This window comes from Alcaligenes sp., assembly GCF_050255915.1.
In the GTDB taxonomy this organism is placed as follows: domain Bacteria; phylum Pseudomonadota; class Gammaproteobacteria; order Burkholderiales; family Burkholderiaceae_B; genus Alcaligenes; species Alcaligenes aquatilis.
On sequence record NZ_JBFWIQ010000014.1, the window covers coordinates 1 to 21,885 of the forward strand.

Genomic DNA, 21,885 nt, shown 5'->3' on the forward strand with positions numbered 1-21,885 from the left:
GGCGGTTTGCTGGCTCCCGTCACAAATCTGGTGGGTGGCCTGACCGGAGGATTGGGTGGTGGTGACGCCGCCAACGGCGGTTTGCTGGCTCCCGTCACGAATCTGGTGGGTGGCCTGACCGGAGGATTGGGTGGTGGTGACGCTGCCAACGGCGGTTTGCTGGCTCCCGTCACAAATCTGGTCGGTGGCCTGACCGGAGGACTGGGTGGTGGTGACGCTGCCAACGGCGGTTTGCTGGCTCCTGTAACTGGCTTGGTCGGTGGTTTGACCGGCGGGCTTTTGGGCGGAGCAGCCCCTTCGGTAGATGGCGGTGCCTCTGGCAGCGTGAATGCCGGTGGTGGGACCACCAACAACGGCGGCTTACTGGCCCCGGTAACCGGCCTGCTCGGCGGCTTGCTGGGCGGCCCCCGCTAAACGGAAGGATGGGGCGCTCAACCGCCCCATCCCTTATCCCCAGGAGCTCACTCATTCAGATTTGAAACGCCTGAGCAATCCTGATCTTCAGATGGAGTAAGTCATGACTATAAAGACACGTTTTACGTCCAGCAGGATCGTTTTGCTCAGCCTGACAGCCAGTCTGTTCTCTACGACTGCCCAGGCCGATTTGCTGGGAGCCAGCCCTCTCGCTGTTCCAGCAAATCTGAACCTGAGTCAAAACCTGAGAACAGCAGAAACAATGGTCGTCCAACCCGGCCCGCTTGAAACGAGCTTGGCAAATACAGGTCAAGCAGTAGATAACATTCTGCCTGTCGGATTGCGCAATTACGGACAGCGTGTTGGATTAAGCGCTGATCAAATACTAGACATCCAGGATATAGAGCCCTGGAGAGCTCGAATAATGGAAGCAATTGATCTAGGCACCATCATCGACAGCGAGGGCGTCAACGTCACCCTGGACGAAACTGAACATGGCATCGATATTGTGGGCAAGCTCATTGAAAACGCCAATCTCCCACTCAACGCAGGACAAGCGGCGGGCAACTTGCTGTATGGAGTCAGTGATACGGTCGGTAGCGCAAGAGGCCTGCTCCATAACGACCCCAACAATCCCAACCCGATTAGCTCCACGCTGGAAAACCTAACGGGCAGCCTTGCCGCGACAAGCGATGCACTCTTGCATGACAGCAATCAGCTACAACCTTTGCTCGGTGCTCAAACCACAGCACTCAATAACAACGCCGGTTTACTGACCCCTGTCACCAATCTGGTCGACGGGTTAACTGGTGGCTTAGCAGGCGGGAACGTCGGCAATGACGGGCTTCTGTCCCCCATTACTGGTCTGGCCCATTCCCTGACTGGCGGACTTGCGGACGGCACAGAACAAAACGCTGGCCTGCTGGCCCCTGTCACCCACCTGGTCAGCAGCGTGACGAGTGGTCTTGGTGGCGACATGGCCAATAACCCAGGCTTGTTGGCCCCCATCACCGGTCTGCTGGGCAATGGTTTGCTTAGCCCACCTGCGGCCACGACCGAAACGCCTCCTGGCAACACAGTCGCCACCACCAATGTCGGTCTACTAAGCCCCGTCACCGGACTGATTAACGGTTTGCTGGGCGCTCCCCCGCGCTAAGGATGTGTGCATATGCCTAATAAACAGCCCCTGAGAACGGATTGGACCGAGCCAGAAGCAAGGGACGAGGTTTTATCAGGGCATATGCAAAGCGACATTGTGCGCATGATGCTGCGCCAGTTTGATGTCTACCTGGAGGCAAACAAAACCCAGTTGGCACAAGCAGCGGGCTTGAGCCTGAATGAATACAAGGCTCTGGAGTTCGTACTGGAGTTCAAACCTCTGTCTCCCGGCAAGCTGGCCCAGCTACTGGACTTGAGTCCCAGTGGTACGCAGGCTTTGATTACACGCCTGGAGAACGCCGGATATCTGCTGCGCAAGCCGCACCCGCGCGACGGGCGCATGACCAGCCTGTATCCCAACCAAGAGCGCTGCAAGCGCCTGATTACTGATATAAACCTGCCTGCCCATCACATCATGGATGCCACGGCACACTACAACCCCAAGCAATTGGCTGCACTTTACGATTTTCTCTTCAAGAGCCTAAGCCACCTACGCAAGGACGCTTTGGAGAGGCTAAAACACAAACCCAGCTAGACGCGGCATCGTTTTCTTGCTGTTTTGCCCATCAGTGTCCCTGATGGGTTTTTTTTCGATCACGCCGGACATTTGTAAGGCAAGCTGCCTACCCAGCCAAACGACCCCATGCTACAAAAGACACTGGTCGGCTTGGCTGGCTTTTTCATCGCTAAAACCGTAAGGATGTGTTCATGAAACTCTCTGTACTGATTGCCGCCCTGCGCCTGCGCCATCTTGCAGGGGCTGCGCTGCTGTCCACTTCGCTGGCAGCCTATGCCCTACCCGCAGGTCTGGCCCAAGGCCCCTCTGTCGAAGGCGTCACTCAATACACTCTGGACAATGGCCTGCGCCTGGTTCTGGCCCCAGACGACTCCAAACCCACGACCACGGTCAATATGACGTATCTGGTCGGCTCACGACACGAGAACTACGGGCAAACCGGCATGGCTCACCTGCTGGAGCACATGCTGTTTCGCGGCACGCCCACCTTGCGCAATGCGCTGGGCGAATTTTCCAAACGCGGTCTGGAAGCCAACGGCACCACCTCCAGCGACCGTACCAATTACTTTGCCAGCTTCGCTGCAGATCCCGAAACCCTGAAATGGTATCTGGACTGGCAAGCCGATGTCATGGTCAACGCCTTGATCGACAAGCAGGATCTGGAAGCGGAAATGCCCGTGGTACGCAATGAAATGGAAAGCGGTGAAAACAGCCCCTTCCGTGTTCTGATGCAGAAACTGACCGCTGCCGCCTACCAATGGCATAGCTACGGCAAGACCACGATCGGCGCCCGCTCCGACGTAGAAAATGTGGATATTGAACAGCTTCGCAAGTTCTACCACGATTACTATCAGCCCGATAATGCCGTGCTTTTTGTAACCGGGCAGTTCGACACCGATCAAACCCTGGAAAACATTGCCAAGGCCTTTGGCTCCATCCCCAAGCCAACTCGTACACTGCGCCCCGAATACACGGTTGAGCCGGTGCAAGACGGCACGCGCACAGTCACCTTGCGCCGACACGGTGGTACCCCCCTGATCATGTCGCTGTACCACCTGCCCAGCGCCGCCAGCCCGGAATATATGGACCTGAGCCTGGGCATCAGCGCCTTGGGCGATACCCCCAGCGGACAGTTGTACAAGAACCTGGTCAACCAGAACCTGGCTACCAGCGTATTTAGCTTTGACTCCGAAAGCCACGATCCGGGCTACGCCTTGTTTGGTGCCGAGCTCAAACCCGATATGGATCAGCAAAAGGCCTTGAAGGTCATGAATGACACGCTGGAGGGTTTAGCCAAGTCCCCGCTGAAAGAGACGGATCTGGAGCGCATCCGCAGCCAATGGATGACAGGCTGGACACAGACCTATGCCAATCCCTCCAGCTTGGCCAGCGCACTGTCTGAAGCGGCTGCCAGCGGGGACTGGCGTTTGTTCTTTCTGCAGCGCGACCGGGTAGAAGCGGCCAAGCTGCCAAACGTTCAAAAGGCGTTGGAGACCTGGTTGGTAGCCAGCAACCGCAGCAATGGTTTATACATCCCTACAGAAAAACCGCTGCGCGCCCCGCAAGCCACTACAGTAGATGTGGCCAAACTGGTGCAAGACTATACCGGCAAGGACAGTGGCAAAGCGGTAGAGGCCTTTGATCCTAGCCCTGCCAACATCATGGCCCGCACTGATCTGCAGCCCCTGTCCCTGGGCAAGGACCTGGGCGAAGTGAAAATGGCGCTGCTACCCAAGGGAACGCGCGCTGAACGTGTGGAGGCCCGCTTGTCCTTCAAGTTTGGCTCACCTGATCAACTCAAGAACCAGACAGCTACCGCCGCTGCCGTGGCCAGCCTGCTGAGCACCGGCACCAAAAAGCTGAATCGGGAACAGATTTCCGACCAGTTCACCGCCATGCAAACCCAGTTCAGCACCAGCGGCTCCAATGGCCGTTTGTACCTGAGCCTATCCTCGAATCGAGAGAACCTGCCTAAAGCCATTGCTCTGGCGCTGGATGTGCTGCGCGAGGCGAACTTCCCCGAAGACGAGCTCAAGAAATATCAGCAAGCCGTTGTAACCGACCTGAAATCGGCCAGTACCGAGCCTGCAGCCCTGGCAAGCCAGGCCATTGAACGCTATACCAACCCCTGGCCTAAAGACGATATTCGCTACACGCCCAGCTTTGAGGAAGGCATAGAGCGAGTCCAAGCGGTAAACATCAAGCAAGTACGGGACTTCCATCAAAAATTCTACGGTACGGGCGATGTCGCCTTTAGCGCCGTGGGCGACTTTGACAAGGAAGAAGTTCGCAAGGCTTTGGCGGAGGGTCTGAAGGGCTGGCGCAAAGCCCCGACCTACCAGCGTCCGGACGACCCACTGCAAACCGTGGCCCCCAAGGTCTTCGATATCAACACCCCAGACAAGGCCAACGCCTTTTATCTAGCGGATCTGGGTCTGAAGTTACAAGACAGCGATGCTGACTTTCCGGCTGTCTACTTAGCCAACTACTTGCTGGGCCTGTCTGAGACTTCGCGCCTATGGAACCGCGTGCGAGTGGAAGATGGCTTGTCCTACAACGTACGCAGTCAGGTGGAGGCGTCCAGCTATGAGCCCAATGGCTCGTGGAAGGTCTATGCCATCCACGCCCCCAGTAACAGCGAAAAACTGGGCAAGACCATCGACGAAGTACTGACTCAAACACTAAAAGATGGCTTTAGCGAGCAAGAGGTCAAAGAAGGTGTGAATGCTTTGCTGAATTATCGTCGCTTGTCGCGCAGCCAGGACACCGTGGTCAGCAGCGCCTGGTTGAACTACCTGGACCTGGGTCGTAGCTTTGAATGGTCCGAGAAAATGGACCAGGAGCTGCAAAAACTCAATGCCGAACAGGTCAATGCGGCTTTGCACAAATACCTGAAACCCAAGGAAATGGTCGTGGCAATTGCCGCAGACCACGAGCGCCAGAAACAAGGTGCTGCCGCTCCTGAAGCCCAGGAAACAAAGCAAGGACCGGCACCCGCCCCAGCTCCAACTGATGCCCCGGCTGCACTGGAAGCCCAGCCCTGATAGCTGAAACCCAGGGCCTGTTCAGGCAGGCATAAAAAAGCCCGGTACACATGTACCGGGCTTTTTACTGCGCTATCCCTTGCAGGATTCAGGAGAAGAAACCCTTCACCTTATCCGTCCAGGACTCACTTTTGGGCGAATGCTTGACGCCACCATCGTTCAAGGCCTGTTCAAACTGACGCAGCAACTTCTTTTGCTCTTCGTTCAGACGTACAGGTGTCTCGATTTGAATGTGGCAGTACAAGTCACCAGGGTAACTAGAGCGCAAGCCCTTGATACCCTTGCCGCGCAAGCGGAATGTCTTGCCCACTTGAGTACCTTCTGGAATGGTGATTTCGCCACGCCCTGTCAGGGTAGGCACTTCCACCGTTCCGCCCAAGGCTGCCGTGGTAAACGGGATGGTCAGCTCGCAATGCAGGTCCTCGCCATCACGCTGGAAAATACCGTGCGGCTTGATGCGGATTTCCACATACAAGTCACCGGCAGGACCACCGTTAACGCCAGGCTCGCCATTGCCGCTGGAGCGAATGCGCATGCCATCATCAATACCGGCAGGAATCTTGACCTGCAAAGTCTTGGTCTTTTTAACCTTGCCTTCGCCGTGGCACACCACGCAGGGATCAGGAATCTCCTTGCCACTACCGTGACAGGTCGGGCAGGTTTGCTGCATGCTGAAAATGCCCTGCTGCATGCGGACTGCGCCACTGCCTTGGCAGGTACGGCAAGTCTGTGCAGAGGTACCGGGCTTGGCACCCGAACCCGAGCAAGTTTCACAGTTTTCCCAGCTTGGTACGCGAATTTCTGTATCAAAACCGGCTGCTGCCTGCTCCAGGCTGATATCAAGCGCATAGCGCAAATCCGCGCCACGGTAAACCTGAGGGCCACCGCCGCGACGTCCACCGCCACCACCAAATATTTCACCAAAAATATCGCCAAAGGCGTCTGCAAATCCGGCCCCGCCCATGCCACCACCCATACCGCCCATGCCGGCATTGGGATCGACTCCGGCATGACCATAGCGGTCATAGGCTTCGCGTTTCTGTTCGTCGGACAGGATCTCGTACGCTTCCTTGGCTTCCTTGAACTTTTCCTCGGCGTCCTTGCTATCCGGATTACGGTCAGGGTGGAACTTCATGGCCAGCTTGCGATACGCTTTGCGGATTTCATCCTGCGTCGCATTTTTGGCCACACCGAGAATTTCGTATAAGTCGCGTTTTGCCATGTTTGATTAACGACGTCCAAACGCCGCTGTTTGAATAATAATGCCCGATCTCCAGCGTATGCCGCCAAAGATCGGGCCAGGGAACCTGAATCAGGCTCTCAATTACTGATCGCGTTTGACTTCTTTAAAGTCAGCGTCGACCACGTTCTCATCGGCGGGCTGCTGCTGGGCTGCACCTTCAGCACCTTCTTGTGCTGCGGCTTGAGCCTGCATGTCAGCGTACATCTTCTCGCCCAGTTTCTGCGAGGCCACACCCAAAGCTTCCACCTTGGCGTCGATGGCTTCCTTATCGCCTTCTTTCAGAGTTTCCTCCAGATCAGCGATTGCCTTTTCGATGGCTTCTTTCTCTGCCGCTTCCAGCTTGTCGCCGTAGTCCGTCAAGGACTTGCGGGTCGAGTGAATCAAAGCTTCGGCCTGGTTGCGAGCAACGGCCAGTTCAGCGATGCGGTGGTCTTCAGCTGCGTTGACCTCGGCATCCTTGACCATACGCTCGATCTCCTCGTCGGACAAACCGGAGTTTGCCTTGATGGTGATCTTGTTCTCTTTGCCTGTGCCCTTGTCTTTGGCGGACACATGCAAGATACCGTTGGCGTCGATGTCGAACGTCACTTCAATCTGTGGCAGACCACGTGCTGCTGGTGGAATACCCTCCAGGTTGAATTCACCCAGAGCCTTGTTACCGGCAGCAATTTCACGCTCGCCCTGGAACACCTTGATGGTCACCGCAGGCTGGTTGTCGTCAGCCGTGGAGAACACTTGCGAATGACGCGTAGGGATCGTGGTGTTCTTCTGGATCATCTTGGTCATGACGCCACCCAGGGTTTCAATACCCAGGGACAGAGGAGTCACGTCCAGCAGCAGGACGTCAGTACGGTCGCCCGACAAGACGGAACCTTGAATCGCGGCACCAGCGGCCACAGCTTCATCCGGGTTGATGTCTTTACGTGGGTCACGGCCAAAGAACTCTTTAACGCGCTCTTGCACCTTGGGCATACGGCTCATGCCGCCGACCAGGATCACATCGTCGATTTCCGACACTTTCACGCCAGCATCCTTGATGGCAACGCGGCAAGGCTCGATCGTGCGTTCGATCAGGTCTTCAACCAGCGCTTCCAGCTTGGAGCGAGTGATCTTCAGGTTCAAGTGCTTGGGACCGGAAGCATCTGCCGTGATGTAAGGCAGGTTGATTTCGGTCTGCTGCGTGGACGACAACTCGATCTTGGCTTTTTCAGCGGATTCTTTCAGACGCTGCAAGGCCAACACATCTTTGGACAGATCAACGCCGCTTTCTTTCTTGAACTCGTCGATGATGTAGTCGATGATGCGCTTGTCAAAGTCCTCGCCACCCAGGAAGGTGTCGCCGTTGGTGGAGAGCACTTCAAACTGCTTTTCACCGTCGATGTCGGCGATTTCGATGATGGACACGTCAAACGTACCGCCACCCAAGTCATACACCGCAATCTTGCGATCACCCTTTTCAGCCTTGTCCAGGCCGAAAGCCAAAGCCGCTGCGGTTGGCTCGTTAATGATGCGTTTGACATCCAGACCGGCAATGCGGCCTGCGTCCTTGGTTGCCTGACGCTGGCTGTCGTTAAAGTAAGCAGGCACGGTAATCACGGCCTCGGTTACTTCTTCGCCCAGGTAGTCTTCGGCAGTTTTCTTCATTTTGCGCAAGATGTCGGCAGACACTTGCTGAGGTGCCATCTTCTTGCCCTGTGCTTCTACCCATGCGTCACCGTTATCAGCGGCAACAATGGTGTAAGGCACGTGTTCAATATCTGTCTGAACAGCCTTTTCAGTGAACTTACGACCGATCAAACGCTTGACCGCGAAAATGGTGTTGGCAGGGTTGGTCACAGCCTGACGTTTGGCAGGAGCGCCAACCAGGATTTCACCATCCTGCATGTAAGCCACGATGGAAGGGGTCGTACGACCACCTTCGGCATTTTCGATAATACGAACCTGGTCGCCGTCCAACACCGATACACAGCTATTGGTGGTTCCAAGGTCAATACCAATGATTTTGCCCATGATTTTTTACCTGACTAAAAGATTGATTGCGAAAGCAAATTATTTGATGAAATGCATATGGGGAACTGTGTACGCATTTCAAGAGCAACAGCCCTATTTTTTTCACTGTGCCTGCCAGAAACCCGGAAAAGAAGCTTGAAAGTGGGTTTAGCCCGGAAAGCCTGCTGGCACAGTCAGGCAAGCTCTGATTACTTGGGAGCTGACACCATCACCAAGGCGGGACGCAACACGCGATCCGAAATGGTGTAACCCTTTTGCAGCAGTTGGGCGACTGCGCCCTCTTCAAACTCCGAAGGCACGGCCGAGATAGCCTGATGCAGATGCGGATCAAACTTGTCGCCAGCTTGTGGAGCCACTTCTTTCAAGCTATTGCGTTCAAAAGCCTTGTTCAGTTGACGCAAGGTCGTCTCCACCCCTTCTTTCCAGGTTTCAGGGCTTTGCTCGCCCTGGGCCAGGGCTGCTTCCAGGCTATCACGCACCGGAATCAGGCTTTCGGCAAAGGACTCGGTGCCGAACTTACGGGCTTTAGCAACATCATCATCCGCACGACGACGGATGTTTTCCACTTCAGCTTTGGCACGCAGCAACTGGTCGTAATACTGCGACACTTTCTCCTGGGCCTGGGCCAATTCGGTCGCCAGATCAGCCGAACACTCTTCAGGCTGCTGGGCCAAAATCTCTGGCTGGTCTTGCTCGACGGTGCCCGTTTGCGCCTGCTCAGGCGTGTTTTCCGTCACTTCCCCGTCCAGAGGCTTATTGGGATCGGCGTGTGTAGCCATTCGATTTTTCTCCACTACAGAATTCGTTGATCGCATAAAAATGGGGGCATCTGCCCCCAGTTCAAGACCTGCTTTCGTATTTTGCTCGCTCGGCCCGTTAAAACCTTCCCTGGCCACTACTGGGCTGACACCAGACGGCTGGGCAACCAGCCTCCCAAATGCTGCACAGCCAGCCGTCCCAGACCTTCGATCCATTGCGGGTCGTCATTCAGGCAAGGAATGTAATGGAACTCGCGACCGCCCTCTTCCAAAAAGGCGTCGCGACACTCCACCTGAATCTCCTCCAGGGTTTCCAGGCAATCTGCCAAGAAACCGGGGCAAACGGCATCGACACGTCCTACTCCCTGCTTACCCCACTCACGCAAGGTAGGCTCGGTGTACGGCTCCAGCCAGCGCTGCGCACCAAAGCGACTTTGAAAAGCCATGTGGACCTCTACAGCAGGCTCATCAAGCGCCGCACGCAAGGCATTGGCCGTTTCACGGCAATCGCGATAATAAGGATCACCCAGTTCCACGCAGCGGCGTGGCAAACCGTGAAAACTCAACAACAAACGCTCTGGCTTGCCATGCTCATCCCAATAACGACGAATCAGCGCTGCCAAGGAACCAATGTAATCCGGGTGCGTATGATAGCGCTTGAGAAAACGAAGCTCTGGCTGATTGCGCTGTTTGCCCAGATGCGCAGCGACACAATCGACCGCTGTCGCGGTCGTGCTGGCTGCATATTGTGGATAGAGGGGCAAACTCAAAATCCGCTCGCAACCTGCAGCTTTCAATTTATCCAGTCCGCTGGCAATGGACGGATTGCCATAACGCATCCCCAGCTCCACCTTTACATCGTGGCCCTGCGAGTGCAACAACTTTTGTAAACCATCGGCCTGGGCCTGGCTGTAGACCAGCAAGGGGGCGCCCTGCGGCAACCAGATGTCTTTGTAACGCGGCGCCAGCTTGCTGGGACGGCGGGGCAAAATGAATAGGCGCAAAATAATCTGCCAGACCGGCTGCGGGATTTCAATTACCCGAGGATCAGACAGAAACTCGCCCAGATAACGGCGAATGGATGCCGCATCGGGCTGATCCGGCGTACCCAGATTGACCAGCAAGATACCGACCGGCCCAGCCTGGCGTACCGGAGCCTGGTCATTGAACATATCGGCGTCCTGCTCTTCGGGCAAATAAGGAGAAGCAAACAACTTGGGCATGATGATTAATACCTTAGACAGCCAGCAAACCTTCCGCCTGCCAACAGGTTGAAGATCTATCCATTAACTGGCCGAGTGATGGCTCAGGGCATTGGACAATAGCCGAGCCGTAATGTCCACGATCGGAATCACACGATCATACGCCATCCGCGATGGCCCGATCACACCCAGCGTACCCACGACTTTGCCGTCCACTCCATACGGGGCGGTAATCACAGAGACATCATCCAGCGGCAGGAGCTGGGAGTCTCCGCCGATATAAATCTGCACCCCTTCAGCCTGGCTGGACACATCCAGCAGATGCAACAGATCGGTTTTTTTCTCGAACAGGGAAAACAGACGGCGCAAACGATCCATGTCCGCCACCATTTCCGAGACATTTAACAACTTGCTCTCGCCAGCGATCACCACGGCCTCCTCACTGTCAGGCTGATGGCTGCCTACATCCACCGCTTGCTGCATCAGGCGCGAAATGTCCGCCTGCAAAGAGCTAAGCTCCTGCGACAAGGCCAGCTTGACCGACTCAAAAGACAGGCCAGAGAAATGCTGATTGAAAAAGTTGCTGGCCTCAACCAGCTCCTGCTCCAGGTAATCACGCGGCACAAACAGGATACGGTTTTGCACATCGCCATCTGGTGTGACGATAATCAGCAACACTCGCTTGTCGGACAGGCGAATAAACTCAATTTGCCGGAAGGTCTGCGCTTTTTTCGGTGCCAGCACCACGCCAGCAAACTGCGACAGATTCGACAGCAAGGCAGCGGCGGAACTGACCGCCCGGTTGGGTTCATCAAAAGGCAGATACTGGCTAAGGTTGCGAGCATCAGGCCGCTCGAAACGCTCTGCCGCTAATAGACGATCCACAAACAAGCGGTAACCCTTGGGCGTGGGAATACGCCCCGCCGAGGTGTGCGGGCTGTGAATCAGTCCCAAGCCTTCCAACTCGGCCATCACATTTCGAATGGTGGCCGGAGAAAAATCAAAAACGGTCGATAAGGTACGAGACCCTACCGGCTGACCATCGGCGATGTAACGCTCGATCAGCACCTTCAACAAGGCATTTGCTCTGTCATCCATGTCGCGTACGTCACTTAAAAACACCAGCACTGCATGATAAAGGGGAGAATCTTACAGCCAAGCCTAGAGTGGCAACTCTATAATCCACTGATCGCCATTATTTCATTAATCTTAAGGTTTTCGCCCCATGCATTTCAAAACGGTTGCCATTGTTGGCAGATACCAGGACTCCGGCTTGGATGCGCCCATCCGATCGCTGGCCAATACCCTGGTCAGCACTGGTTGCTCGGTATTGCTTGAGGCCACAACCGCCCAGAATGCCGGTATTACCGAATTTCCCATCGGCGATTATGCCCAAATTGGCGAGCACGCCGATCTGGCTATCGTGATGGGCGGCGACGGCACCATGATAGGCGCGGCTCGCGAATTAGCCCACAGTAAAGTCCCCCTGATCGGAATCAACCATGGTCGCCTGGGCTTTATTACCGATATTCCCTTGAATGACGCCAACGACGCCTTGCTGAGCGTTCTCAAAGGCGAGTATGACGTTGAAGAGCGCTCCATGCTGGAAGGCCGCGTCGTGCGCGACGGACAAGTGCTGTATTCAGGCGTGGCCCTGAACGATGTGGTCATCAACCGCGCTGGCCGTGGCGGCATGATCGAGCTGCGCGTAGAACTGGATGGTGTATTCATGTATCGCCAGCGCTCGGACGGCCTGATCATCTCCACTCCCACCGGCTCGACCGCCTATGCTTTGGCCGCCAGCGGCCCCTTGCTGCACCCGTCCCTGAAAGCCTTTTTGCTGGTGCCTGTCGCGCCGCAAACCCTGTCTAACCGGCCCATCGTGCTACCCGACACAGGTACCTTGAACTTGACCATTACGGCACTGGGCCGGGTGGAATCAGGTGGCAGTGTGCACTTTGACATGCAAACCTGGTCCGACTGTCAGCAGGGAGACCGCATTGATGTGCGTCGCTCCCAGGACACCATTCGCTTTATCCATCCCAAGGGCTACAGCTTTTTTTCCACTCTGCGCCAAAAACTGGGCTGGAATCACATCCCTTTGCCTAACGACGAAAACGAATAAACCTCTATGCTCCGTACCCTGCACGTTCGAGACTTTGTCATCGTGGATCAAGCCACGATTGATTTCGACACCGGCTTCACGGTCTTTTCCGGGGAGACCGGCGCTGGCAAATCCATCCTGATTGACGCGCTCTCCCTGGTTCTGGGAGCACGCGGCGATGCCAAAGCCATACGCGAAGGCTGCACACGCACTGAAGTCAGCGCACACTTCGATTGCGAACAAGACATTCAGCGCTGGCTGAGCGAGCGTGACTTCGATGTTTCGGACGAGTTGATCTTGCGTCGTCTGATTGACCTGCAAGGGCGCAACCGCAGCTACATCAACGGCAGCGCAGCAACCTTGACCCAGTTGCGTGAGCTGGGCGAATTGCTGGTGGATATTCACGGCCAGCACGCACATCAAAGCCTGATGAATCCTCAAAGTCAGTACGATCTGCTCGATAGCCAAGGCGGCCATTTGCCACTGGCGCGTCAAGTGGCACAATCCTGGCAGCAATTGAGCCAGGCGCGCAAAGCCGTCGAACAAGCCAGCCAAAGTGCGGAACAAGGCAAGCGCGAGCAAGAGCGCCTGGAATGGCAGATCAATGAGCTCTCCAGCCTGAATCTGCGCGCTGGGGAATGGGACCAGCTACAACAAGAACACACCCGTCTGTCTCATGCTCAAGCCCTGATTGATGGCAGTGCGCTGGCCCTGACCGCTCTGGATGGCGAGGAAACCTCGGTACAGCAACTGCTGGGCAAGGCCAGCCACGAAATGAGTGCCCTATTGCGCCATGACCCTGGCCTGCAAGCGATTGTGGATGCGCTGGAGTCGGCACAAATTGCCGTCACCGAAGCGGCTTCGGATCTGAACAGCTACTTAAGCGATATGGAGCTGGACCCCGAGCGCCTGGCTCAAGCAGAGGAGCGGGTGTCAGCCATTTTCAGTGCCGCGCGCAAACTGAAAGTGGAGCCCGAGGAATTACCCAGTCTGCTGGACTCCTGGCAGGAGCAGCTCGCACAGTTACAGCAATCTTTTGATTTGGAGGCCTTGCAAGCCAAGGCCCAGCACGCGCAGAAGCAGTATCAGGAGCTTAGCGGCAAGCTTAGTGCGGCAAGACGCAAAACCAGTGTGCAGCTTGGCAAACAAGTCAGCCAGGCCATGCAGTCCATGGCCATGCAAGGCGGCCGTTTCGAGGTCGCCCTGACCGCCTGCGAACCTCAAGTCCATGGTGTCGAGCACGTGGAGTTCCTGGTTGCAGGTCACGAAGGCGTCACACCGCGTCCACTGGCCAAAGTGGCCTCTGGAGGTGAGTTGGCTCGAATCTCCCTGGCGCTGTCTGTGATCGCCAGTCAAGCGGCTCGTGTACCTACCTTGATTTTTGATGAAGTCGATACCGGTGTGGGTGGCGCAGTGGCCGAAGTGGTAGGACGTCTACTGCAAGAGCTGGGCGCACGCCATCAGGTTCTGTGCGTGACCCACCTGCCCCAGGTGGCTGCCTGTGGGAACCATCATCTGAAAGTCGAGAAAACGACCGAACAAGGCCAGACTTTTTCCTCGATCCGCCCCTTGACGCAAGATGAACGGGTAGATGAGATTGCCCGTATGCTGGGTGGTCTGAAAATTACGCAAACCACGCGTGAACATGCACGGGAAATGCTGGCGCGACAGTAAAGCCGCTTTTGAAACGCAAACCAAACCACCAGCGCCGCAGCAACTGGTGGTTTTTTCATGTCCGGCTGTGATGCCCTATGGCCTGAATCTGACTGTTCTTTGAATTTTCAGAATGCCGTCCTGGCTATCCTGCCCCCCAATCGTCAGATCCTGGGCCTGCGGGCCAGCTACAACAGAATTAACTACGCAAACCGGGCTTGGCCTGCTTGCCCGCTTCCGAACATTTGGGGCAAATACCATACAACAGCATCGTGTGGCTCTCCAGCACAAAACCGTGATCCTGTGCGACCTGATGCTGACGGGCTTCGATATTGCTGTCGGTAAACTCTTCGACAACGCCGCAATTGGTGCAAATCAGGTGATCGTGGTGATCGCCATCATTCAGTTCAAAGACGGCCTTGCCGCCGTCAAACTGGCTACGCACCAAAATGCCGGCTTGTTCAAACTGGGTCAACACACGGTATACCGTGGCCAAACCAATATCGACTTCTTCAGCAATGAGCAAACGGTATACGTCTTCAGCGCTCAGGTGTCGTTGGCCGTCCTGATCGGAGCGGCGAAAAATATCCAGAATCTTCAGGCGTGGAAACGTCGCCTTAAGCCCCATGTTCTTCAGTTCATTTTGATCGTTCATGGCTAAATTATCGCATCTTGATGGGGATGGATCTCAAGTCCGTTCTGATTGAAAACCAGCTCGTCTTGAGGCGGTTCAACGCGCAATTCATGCGCTTTTTCCTAAACCCTTATATGATAACGATTTTATTCCTACTGGGGCATTTCGTGCAGAAGAAGGCCAATTCATTCACTCCTGTCATCCGCGCCATACTCGCAGCCAGCTTGGCTGCCGCCGCCCTGAGCGCCTGCGGATCCTCCAAATGGGGCTTCCCATACCGCGCAGACATTCAGCAGGGGAACTGGATCACTGCCGAGCAAGTGGCCCGCCTGCAACCGGGGATGACTCGCGAACAGGTACGTTATCTGCTGGGCTCACCGACCTTGCAAGACATTTTCCACGCCGACCGTTGGGACTATCCTTACCTGAACCGACCTGGCTACGGCAAGATCGAGCAGCGCACGTTCACCGTCTGGTTTGAAGGCGACACCCTGGTTCGCTGGCAAGGCGACGAACAGCCTGATCGCCAACCATTCGAGCGCAGCGATACCGGCAAGAAACAAACGCCGCCTCCCGCTGACGCCGAAAATACGGCCCCCACGCCCAGCGTGACCGGCAACCAGCCCACGCTTTAAGCTTTACGTTAAGGACACTGGATACATGCGCATTGCCATTGCTGGCGCAGACGGCCGTATGGGCCGTATGCTGATTGAAGCTGTTTTGAACAGTACCGACCTGACACTGGCCGCCGCCTTGGACCACAGCGGCTCCAAAGCCATCGGCCAGGATGCAGGAGCTTTTCTGGGTAAAGACACGGGAATCAAGATCACGGACGATCTGAACGCCCTGGCCCAAGCCGACTGCCTGATTGACTTCACCCGCCCTGAAGGCACCCTGGCCCATCTGGATGCCTGCGTCCAACACGGCACCCGTCTGGTGATTGGCACCACCGGCTTTTCTGAAGCGGAGAAACAACAGATCCAAGCCGCTGGCCGCGAGATTGCTATTGTCTTCGCCCCGAACATGAGCGTGGGCGTCAATGCCACCTTGAAACTGATTGAAATGGCCGCTGCCTTGTTGAACCAGGGTTTCGACGCCGAGGTATTTGAAGCCCACCATCGCAACAAGGTGGATGCACCCTCGGGCACCGCCTTGGCCATGGGTGAAGTCATCGCCCAGACCTGGGGCGAATCCCTGAACGATGTAGCCGACTGGGCCCGTCACGGACATACCGGGGCGCGTCAGGATGGCCGCATTGGTTTTTCCGTTGTCCGTGGTGGCGACATTGTGGGCGACCACACCGTGTTTTTCTGCGGTGAAGGCGAGCGCATCGAAATTTCGCATCGCTCCAGCAGCCGTGCCGGTTATGCCAATGGCAGCCTGCGTGCCGCCCGTTTCCTGGGCGATAAAAGCACCGGCCTGTACACCATGCAGGACGTACTGGGCCTGTAAGTTCCTGACTTGCAAACGCTCTGATAAAAAGCCGGCTTTCGAGCCGGCTTTTTTATCTCCGCTTAACAGGGCCTCCTCCTGTTGGGCTACTTTCCTAAAGTGGCGTGCTGGATTGATCTGGCCAGCACCTATTCCTTTGCCTTGTTTTGTCCTTTACCTGTCCTTTCATCTCCTGCCCTAGCCTTGGTCCAGTGTGCCCCGTCTTGCTCCCTCCCGCCTCGCCTCGCCTCACCACAAAAAAAACAGTTCCAAGCTCGCCAGTAAAACTGCACAACCAGTCCTGAGCCTGGCCTGAAAAACTGCTCCACCACGCGCTACAGCGGCTTCCCCCCTTAAGTCGCCCCCTTGTCACCTTTCCTCCCCCCTGTTTTCCCTGCTTGACGCAGAAAAAAATATCACTAATATGTTAGTTGGATATTCAAAGAATAAACCTTTTCGCAGGAGACAACTGACATGATGAGCGAACGCCAACGCAAGTTCCGAGAGGACTACAAATCCAATATCAGCCCCGCCTACAACGGCATTGTTCACGTTGTTGTGACCTACATCGTGGGTCTGGCAGCGATTTACTACAGCATCACCCAGCTAGGCCCGGTAGGTTGGGAATGGCTGATTGTGATTCCCGTTTTTCTGGCGGGTAATTTTGTTGAATGGGCCATGCACCGTTATGTGATGCACCGACGCATCAACATCATTGGTTTGCGGGAAATCTACGAACGCCATACTCGCCAGCATCACCAGTACTTCACTGACAACGAAGCCACGATTGATTCCAGCAAGGAGTTCCGGATTGTGTTTTTCCCCTGGCGCGTTCTGGCAACGCTGGGCGTAGGCGGCGGGATTCTGGGCTGGCTGGCTGCCACCATCATCAATCCCAATGCAGGCTACTTTGTGTTCATGACCATGGTGGCGCAGTACCTGGTGTACGAGGCCTTTCACTACTGCTGTCATGTGCATGAGAACAGCTTTGTGCGCAATATGCCCTTCATCAACACCATTCGCCGCCACCATACGGCCCACCACAATCAGGGCATCATGATGAAGTACAACATGAACCTGACTTTCCCCATTGCGGACTGGGCCATGGGCACCACGGACCTGCGCCGCGGCCTGCTTGGTCACCTGTTCAATGGCTATAGCGAAAAGCACGTCAAGGAAGAGCTCAAGCCCATCATCCGCCGCTTCCGCTTTGAGGATACTGGCGACACCACGGACGGCCCGGCCCTGAAACAAGAAGAGGCCCACGCCCTGGAGCGGGGCCTGGCCTAGCCAAGACCCTGATTGTATTTACAGGCTGGAAATCAGAGTAGTGCGGGCGAGTTCTTCAATGTAGTCCATCAAAAGGTCCAGGCTTTGACCCGCCTGGTCCATATCGCCCCCGGCAATGGACATGGCCAAGTTGGCATGCAGTCTGCCCATCTGCGTCAGATCCGGATTTTGCTGATAGTGGCAGAACCAGAAACGGCGAGACAGACCATGGGTCAGACGCATCGCTGCCTCGGCAAACTCATTGCGAGCCGCCTCGATTTCCAGCTCATTCAACCGTCGATCTGCCCGGATAAAACTGACTTCATCGTTCTGGGTGGCTGCTTCCAGGAAAGCATCATGCAAGCTCTTGAATTGCTCGCGCTGATCTCGTGTCGCCCGTTTGGCCGCACTACGGCAGATCAGACGTTCGATCTCCCGTCGCGTCTCGATCAGGCGCAACTGCTTGGGCATGTCCAGCTCTGGAATCAACAGCCCGCGCTGCGGCAAGACCAGCATCAAATGCTCGCGTGCCAGCCGTTGAATGGCCTCCCGAATCGGCGTGCGGCCAATCTCGAACATCTGGCTCAAGGTCAGCTCGGACACAATGCTGCCCGGCGGCAACTTCAAGGTAATGATGGCTTCTTCCAAACGCTCGTAAGCAATGTCCGTAAGTTTGGGCTTGGGTTCCGTCAAGGCCTTGATGTCCAAGGCCTCATCATGAGCCTGCCCTTTTCCCGCTACCTTCCGCTTGCTTGTGACCATGCTAAGCCTGCCTTTAAAACGCAGCGTTTGCTGCTGACACCCCAACTCTGACGCCTGCCCTGGCCTTGCAAGTACATGGCCGGAGCTGGGCAACAGCCTCATATCTTAGTTGTATTTATCTACTCCAGGAAGCCACATGAGCATTGCCTGCGATTCAAAACAAGCGGCCATCATTGCCGTGCATGGGATTCAGGGCACCCATCGCAGCTGGTTGCCCGTAGCTCAAGCCAGCTCGGGTTTGATGTTCTGGCACACCCCGGACTTACGCGGCCGAGGCAAGGCATTTCATGGTTCCAGCCAGGAAGATTACGGGCTGGACGGCTTTGTCCACGATTTGCGCGCCAGCGTTCAAGCCCTGCCCGAACACACCCCTTATGTCCTGGCAGGCTGGAGCCTGGGCGTCACGATCGTGCTGCAAACCTGTCTGACGCTGCTGGATGAACAGGCCCCACTACCGCAAGCCCTGGTGTTGTTATCGGGCACAGCCAGCCTGAACCAGACCCAATGGTTCAAAGCCCAGGACACGCCTGCCTTGCTGCACGAAATTGCAGAACGAGAGCGGCGCCTGGGTCTGCTTGCAGCCGCCGGTCATCAAGACGTGGCCTGGACCTGGCTGGCAAATCGGCAGCACGACCTGTACGCGCAGCTACCTCGTATTTCCATCCCCTCTTTGATCATCCATGGCGAACAGGATCAGGACTGTCCCATTGAGCACGCCCACCTGTTGGCGCAGGCACTGCCACAAGCCACCTTGCACAGTCTGCCTGATGCGAGCCACAGCATTCTGGGCTCGCACACTGAACTGATCGCCTCATTGATAGAACCCTTCTGCTCTCTACACACCGCAAGGACTTCCGTATGAACAAACATGTTTTCTTTTGTCCACCGCCCCGCACCTTGATGGGACGCGGCTGCCGCCATGAACTGCCTGCCTTGATTGCGCACTTGGGCTGGCGTCGCGGCTTATTGATTACCGACCGTTTTTTCACCATTCAAACTACCTGGGTTCAGGACTACATCACCGCCTGTAGAGAGTTGGGTATTGAGGTCGTGGTTTTTGATGGTGGCGAGCCAGATCCTTCCACCACCTTATGCGATCAGGCCACGCTGCAAGTACGTGCCCACCTAGCCGATCACCCTATAGATTTCGTCTTGGCTTTGGGCGGCGGCAGCAATATAGATCTGGCCAAAGCCCTGTGTCTGACTGTCCCCACCGGGGAGTCCATACGCGCCTACAGCGGCACCTGGCCAGCGCACACCCAACCCTTGCCCTTGATCGCCTTGCCCACCACCTCCGGCACAGGATCAGAAGCAACACCGGGAGCCATTCTGGTCGACCCCGACAATGCCACCAAAATCGCCGTCATGGGCAATACCCTGCGCCCCGCCATTGCGGTCATTGATCCGGAACTCAGCGATAGCTGCCCACCGCACGTTACTGCCGACGCCGGTATTGATGCCCTGACCCACGCAATTGAATCCTTCGTGACTCAGGACGCTAGCCTGTTTGATCGGGGTGGCAGCCCGGACCCTGGTTATAGCGGCCGATCCAGCCTGACCATGATGTTTGCGCGCGAGTCCATACGCCTGTGCGGCCAGTACATGCTGCGAGCCTATCGCGACGGCACGGACACCGAAGCCCGCGATGGCATGGCCAGCGCCAGCTACTATGCCGCCCTGTCCTACGGCACGGCGGGCCTGAACGCGGTGCATGGTATTGCCTACGCACTGGCAGGTTTGACGCATCAATCTCACGGCACCACCAATGCCGTACTGCTGCCCTACGTTCTGGACGAACTGCGCGAAACCCGTGCCACCGAACTGCTGGAAGTCGCCCAACTACTGGGCATGCCAGCCGGCCAACCGGAAGACACCTTGCTGGCGCTCCCCGCCCATGTGCGGTCGCTGGTCGAGCTGTTGGACATCCCCTCTGATCTGAGCCAATGCGGCGTGCAAGAGCATCAGCTGGAACGCTTGTTGAGCGACGCCCTGCAAGTGAGCCGTCTTGCCAAAGCCTTCCCGGTTGCTGACTGCGCCAGCGCCTATCAACGCATTATTCAACACGCTTTTGAAGGCACTTTGGCCGGAGCACTAACCCACAGTTAATTAGTCAGCTAAGTACATACCATTATTTAATCTTAAAATAGATACCACTAGTATCCATGTAATATATTAGTAGAAGAAAAAAACCTGCCTTGGCCTGACGGCAGGTCTCCTATACATAAAACCCGCCACAAGAGCGGACCTACAGGAGACACCAATGACAGCCGTATCCCCCAATGTGGCCAATCGCCTGGAGCGATTACCCATGACACGCTATCAACGCATGCTGTTCGGTATTATCGCGACCGCCTGGTTCTTTGATTCCATGGACCTGGGCATTATGACTTTTGTTTTAGGTTCCATCAAAGCAGAAATGGGGCTCAGCACCGCGCAGGCGGGGATGCTGGCCAGCTCCAGCTTTTTAGGCATGTTTTTGGGAGCTGCCATTGCGGGCATGCTGGCAGACAAGTACGGGCGCAAACCCGTCTTTCAATGGAGCATGATTTTTTGGGGCGTAGGAAGCCTGGCCTGTGGCCTGTCCCAAAACGTCGAGCAGTTGATGGCGTTTCGGGTGCTGCTGGGGTTTGGCATGGGGATGGAGTTTCCCATCGGCCTGGCCATGGTCTCGGAGATTGTGCCCGCTAAAAGTCGCGGTCGATATATTGCGATTCTGGAAGGCTTCTGGCCGCTGGGCTTTATCAGCGCCGGGATTCTGACATATCTGAGTCTGGACTATATAGGCTGGCGCGGGATCTTCATTGCCCTGTCTATCCCTGCCCTGTTTGTGTTTGTGATTCGTCGCTGGGTTCCTGAGTCCCCCCGCTGGCTGGAAGAGGCAGGCCATAACGACCGCGCCGAACAAGTCACAACGGCTTTTGAACACAAAGTCATTCAGGCCAACGGAGGCCAGGCCCTGCCCTCTCCCCTGCCTCCCACCCCTTGCGAGAAACTGAAGCGTGGCGCGCTGTTTGCTCAACTTTGGCAAGGCCAATACGCCCGTCGCACCCTGATGCTGTGGATGCTGTGGTTCTTCTCCTTGCTGGGCTACTACGGTCTGACCACCTGGCTGGGCGCACTGTTGCAACAAGCCGGATATGAAGTCACCAAATCCGTTACCTACACCATCTATATTTCCCTGGCCGGTATTCCAGGCTTCATCTTCTCGGCCTGGTTGCTGGAGAAATGGGGTCGCAAGGCAACCATGGTCTTGATGCTATTCGGAAGCGCAGGCTGTGCCTTTATTTATGGCCACGTCGCCACCAGTCAGGCCCCTGTTGCTCAACTGATTGGCGCTGGCTTGTGCATGCAGTTCTTCATGTTTGGCATGTGGTCGGTTTTGTATGCCTACACCCCCGAGCTGTATCCCACACGCACACGCAGCACAGGCGCCGGCTTTGCCTCATCCATTGGCCGACTGGGTTCCTTGTTCGGACCGCTGCTGGTGGGCTTTATCCTGCCCTGGACCGGGCATTCAGGCGTCTTCACCCTGGGGGCTATTTCCTTCTCTATTGCAGCGTTGGTGGTGATTGCATTGGGGGTGGAAACCAAGGGGCGTTCGCTGGAGGAAGTTTCAGCTTAATGCTCTGATTTAATTGATGATTAGTAAACTTAAAGTTCAATAAAAAACCCGTGTCAGTCGATTT

18 protein-coding genes and 1 pseudogene are annotated in these 21,885 nt (G+C 56.0%); 12 read left to right on the forward strand and 7 right to left on the reverse strand.

Translation table 11 applies throughout. The features are described from left to right. The 4 genes and pseudogenes from AB7E06_RS15865 to AB7E06_RS15880 all read left to right on the forward strand — a co-directional run. Window positions 1-414 (forward strand): annotated as a pseudogene (locus tag AB7E06_RS15865) (collagen-like triple helix repeat-containing protein); the annotation flags it as partial. Between the two features lie 262 nt (window positions 415-676). Next, window positions 677-1,570, forward strand: a complete 894-nt coding sequence (locus AB7E06_RS15870; RefSeq protein ID WP_427957623.1) for a hypothetical protein — start codon at window positions 677-679, stop codon at window positions 1,568-1,570. A gap of 84 nt (window positions 1,571-1,654) precedes the next feature. After that, window positions 1,655-2,107 carry a MarR family winged helix-turn-helix transcriptional regulator gene (locus tag AB7E06_RS15875; protein ID WP_427957564.1) on the forward strand — a complete coding sequence of 151 codons (453 nt, stop codon included), beginning with the start codon at window positions 1,655-1,657 and terminating at the stop codon, window positions 2,105-2,107. A 173-nt stretch (window positions 2,108-2,280) separates the two neighbouring features. After that, complete coding sequence (locus AB7E06_RS15880; RefSeq protein WP_427957566.1) at window positions 2,281-5,133, forward strand: M16 family metallopeptidase; 2,853 nt, start codon at window positions 2,281-2,283, stop codon at window positions 5,131-5,133. Window positions 5,134-5,221: 88 nt separating this feature from the next. Here AB7E06_RS15880 and dnaJ read toward each other — a convergent pair whose 3' ends face one another. The 5 genes from dnaJ to hrcA all read right to left on the reverse strand — a co-directional run bounded on the left by dnaJ (window position 5,222) and on the right by hrcA (window position 11,444). Next, window positions 5,222-6,355 (reverse strand): molecular chaperone DnaJ, encoded by a 1,134-nt coding sequence (dnaJ, locus tag AB7E06_RS15885; protein WP_094197406.1) that lies wholly within the window; start codon window positions 6,353-6,355, stop codon window positions 5,222-5,224. Between the two features lie 102 nt (window positions 6,356-6,457). After that, entirely contained in the window at window positions 6,458-8,386 is a 1,929-nt protein-coding gene (gene dnaK / locus AB7E06_RS15890; protein WP_230017635.1) for a molecular chaperone DnaK, read from the reverse strand. A gap of 188 nt (window positions 8,387-8,574) precedes the next feature. Further along, a complete protein-coding gene (gene grpE / locus AB7E06_RS15895; RefSeq protein ID WP_094197408.1) occupies window positions 8,575-9,165 on the reverse strand; it encodes a nucleotide exchange factor GrpE in 591 nt (196 codons plus the stop codon). Between the two features lie 116 nt (window positions 9,166-9,281). Further along, a complete protein-coding gene (gene hemH, locus AB7E06_RS15900; RefSeq protein ID WP_094197409.1) occupies window positions 9,282-10,367 on the reverse strand; it encodes a ferrochelatase in 1,086 nt (361 codons plus the stop codon). 63 nt (window positions 10,368-10,430) lie between these two features. Then, window positions 10,431-11,444, reverse strand: coding sequence for a heat-inducible transcriptional repressor HrcA (gene hrcA, locus AB7E06_RS15905; protein ID WP_094197410.1), 1,014 nt, complete (start codon window positions 11,442-11,444; stop codon window positions 10,431-10,433). Between the two features lie 127 nt (window positions 11,445-11,571). On the opposite strand from hrcA, the gene AB7E06_RS15910 reads away from it, so the two are divergent. Beyond that, window positions 11,572-12,471: an NAD kinase gene (locus AB7E06_RS15910; protein ID WP_094197411.1), complete on the forward strand. Its 900-nt coding sequence runs from the start codon at window positions 11,572-11,574 to the stop codon at window positions 12,469-12,471. A 6-nt stretch (window positions 12,472-12,477) separates the two neighbouring features. After that, on the forward strand, window positions 12,478-14,124 hold the full coding sequence (gene recN / locus AB7E06_RS15915; RefSeq protein ID WP_125278089.1) for a DNA repair protein RecN: 1,647 nt from the start codon (window positions 12,478-12,480) through the stop codon (window positions 14,122-14,124). A 178-nt stretch (window positions 14,125-14,302) separates the two neighbouring features. On the opposite strand, the gene fur is transcribed toward recN, so the two are convergent. Beyond that, window positions 14,303-14,758 (reverse strand): ferric iron uptake transcriptional regulator, encoded by a 456-nt coding sequence (fur, locus tag AB7E06_RS15920; RefSeq protein ID WP_094197413.1) that lies wholly within the window; start codon window positions 14,756-14,758, stop codon window positions 14,303-14,305. Window positions 14,759-14,904: 146 nt separating this feature from the next. Between fur and AB7E06_RS15925 the strand changes: the two genes are divergently transcribed. From AB7E06_RS15925 to AB7E06_RS15935, 3 genes are all read left to right on the forward strand, one after another. Beyond that, a complete protein-coding gene (locus AB7E06_RS15925; RefSeq protein ID WP_319802190.1) occupies window positions 14,905-15,372 on the forward strand; it encodes an outer membrane protein assembly factor BamE in 468 nt (155 codons plus the stop codon). Window positions 15,373-15,397: 25 nt separating this feature from the next. Continuing rightward, window positions 15,398-16,189, forward strand: a complete 792-nt coding sequence (gene dapB / locus AB7E06_RS15930) for a 4-hydroxy-tetrahydrodipicolinate reductase (protein WP_108727812.1) — start codon at window positions 15,398-15,400, stop codon at window positions 16,187-16,189. 453 nt (window positions 16,190-16,642) lie between these two features. Continuing rightward, window positions 16,643-17,458 (forward strand): sterol desaturase family protein, encoded by an 816-nt coding sequence (locus tag AB7E06_RS15935; RefSeq protein WP_042488474.1) that lies wholly within the window; start codon window positions 16,643-16,645, stop codon window positions 17,456-17,458. A gap of 18 nt (window positions 17,459-17,476) precedes the next feature. Here the strand turns inward: AB7E06_RS15935 and AB7E06_RS15940 are convergent, their stop codons facing one another. Next, on the reverse strand, window positions 17,477-18,199 hold the full coding sequence (locus tag AB7E06_RS15940) for a GntR family transcriptional regulator (protein ID WP_042488478.1): 723 nt from the start codon (window positions 18,197-18,199) through the stop codon (window positions 17,477-17,479). A gap of 136 nt (window positions 18,200-18,335) precedes the next feature. Here AB7E06_RS15940 and AB7E06_RS15945 point away from each other — a divergent pair, with 136 nt between their 5' ends. The 3 genes from AB7E06_RS15945 (at window position 18,336) to AB7E06_RS15955 (ending at window position 21,821) form a co-directional block, all read left to right on the forward strand. Next, window positions 18,336-19,061: an alpha/beta fold hydrolase gene (locus AB7E06_RS15945; protein WP_427957572.1), complete on the forward strand. Its 726-nt coding sequence runs from the start codon at window positions 18,336-18,338 to the stop codon at window positions 19,059-19,061. Beyond that, window positions 19,058-20,305 (forward strand): iron-containing alcohol dehydrogenase, encoded by a 1,248-nt coding sequence (locus tag AB7E06_RS15950; protein WP_427957573.1) that lies wholly within the window; start codon window positions 19,058-19,060, stop codon window positions 20,303-20,305. Before AB7E06_RS15945 ends, AB7E06_RS15950 begins: the two co-directional genes overlap by 4 nt. Window positions 20,306-20,459: 154 nt before the next feature. Beyond that, on the forward strand, window positions 20,460-21,821 hold the full coding sequence (locus tag AB7E06_RS15955; protein ID WP_042488489.1) for an MFS transporter: 1,362 nt from the start codon (window positions 20,460-20,462) through the stop codon (window positions 21,819-21,821). The last annotated feature ends 64 nt before the right edge of the window (window positions 21,822-21,885 follow it).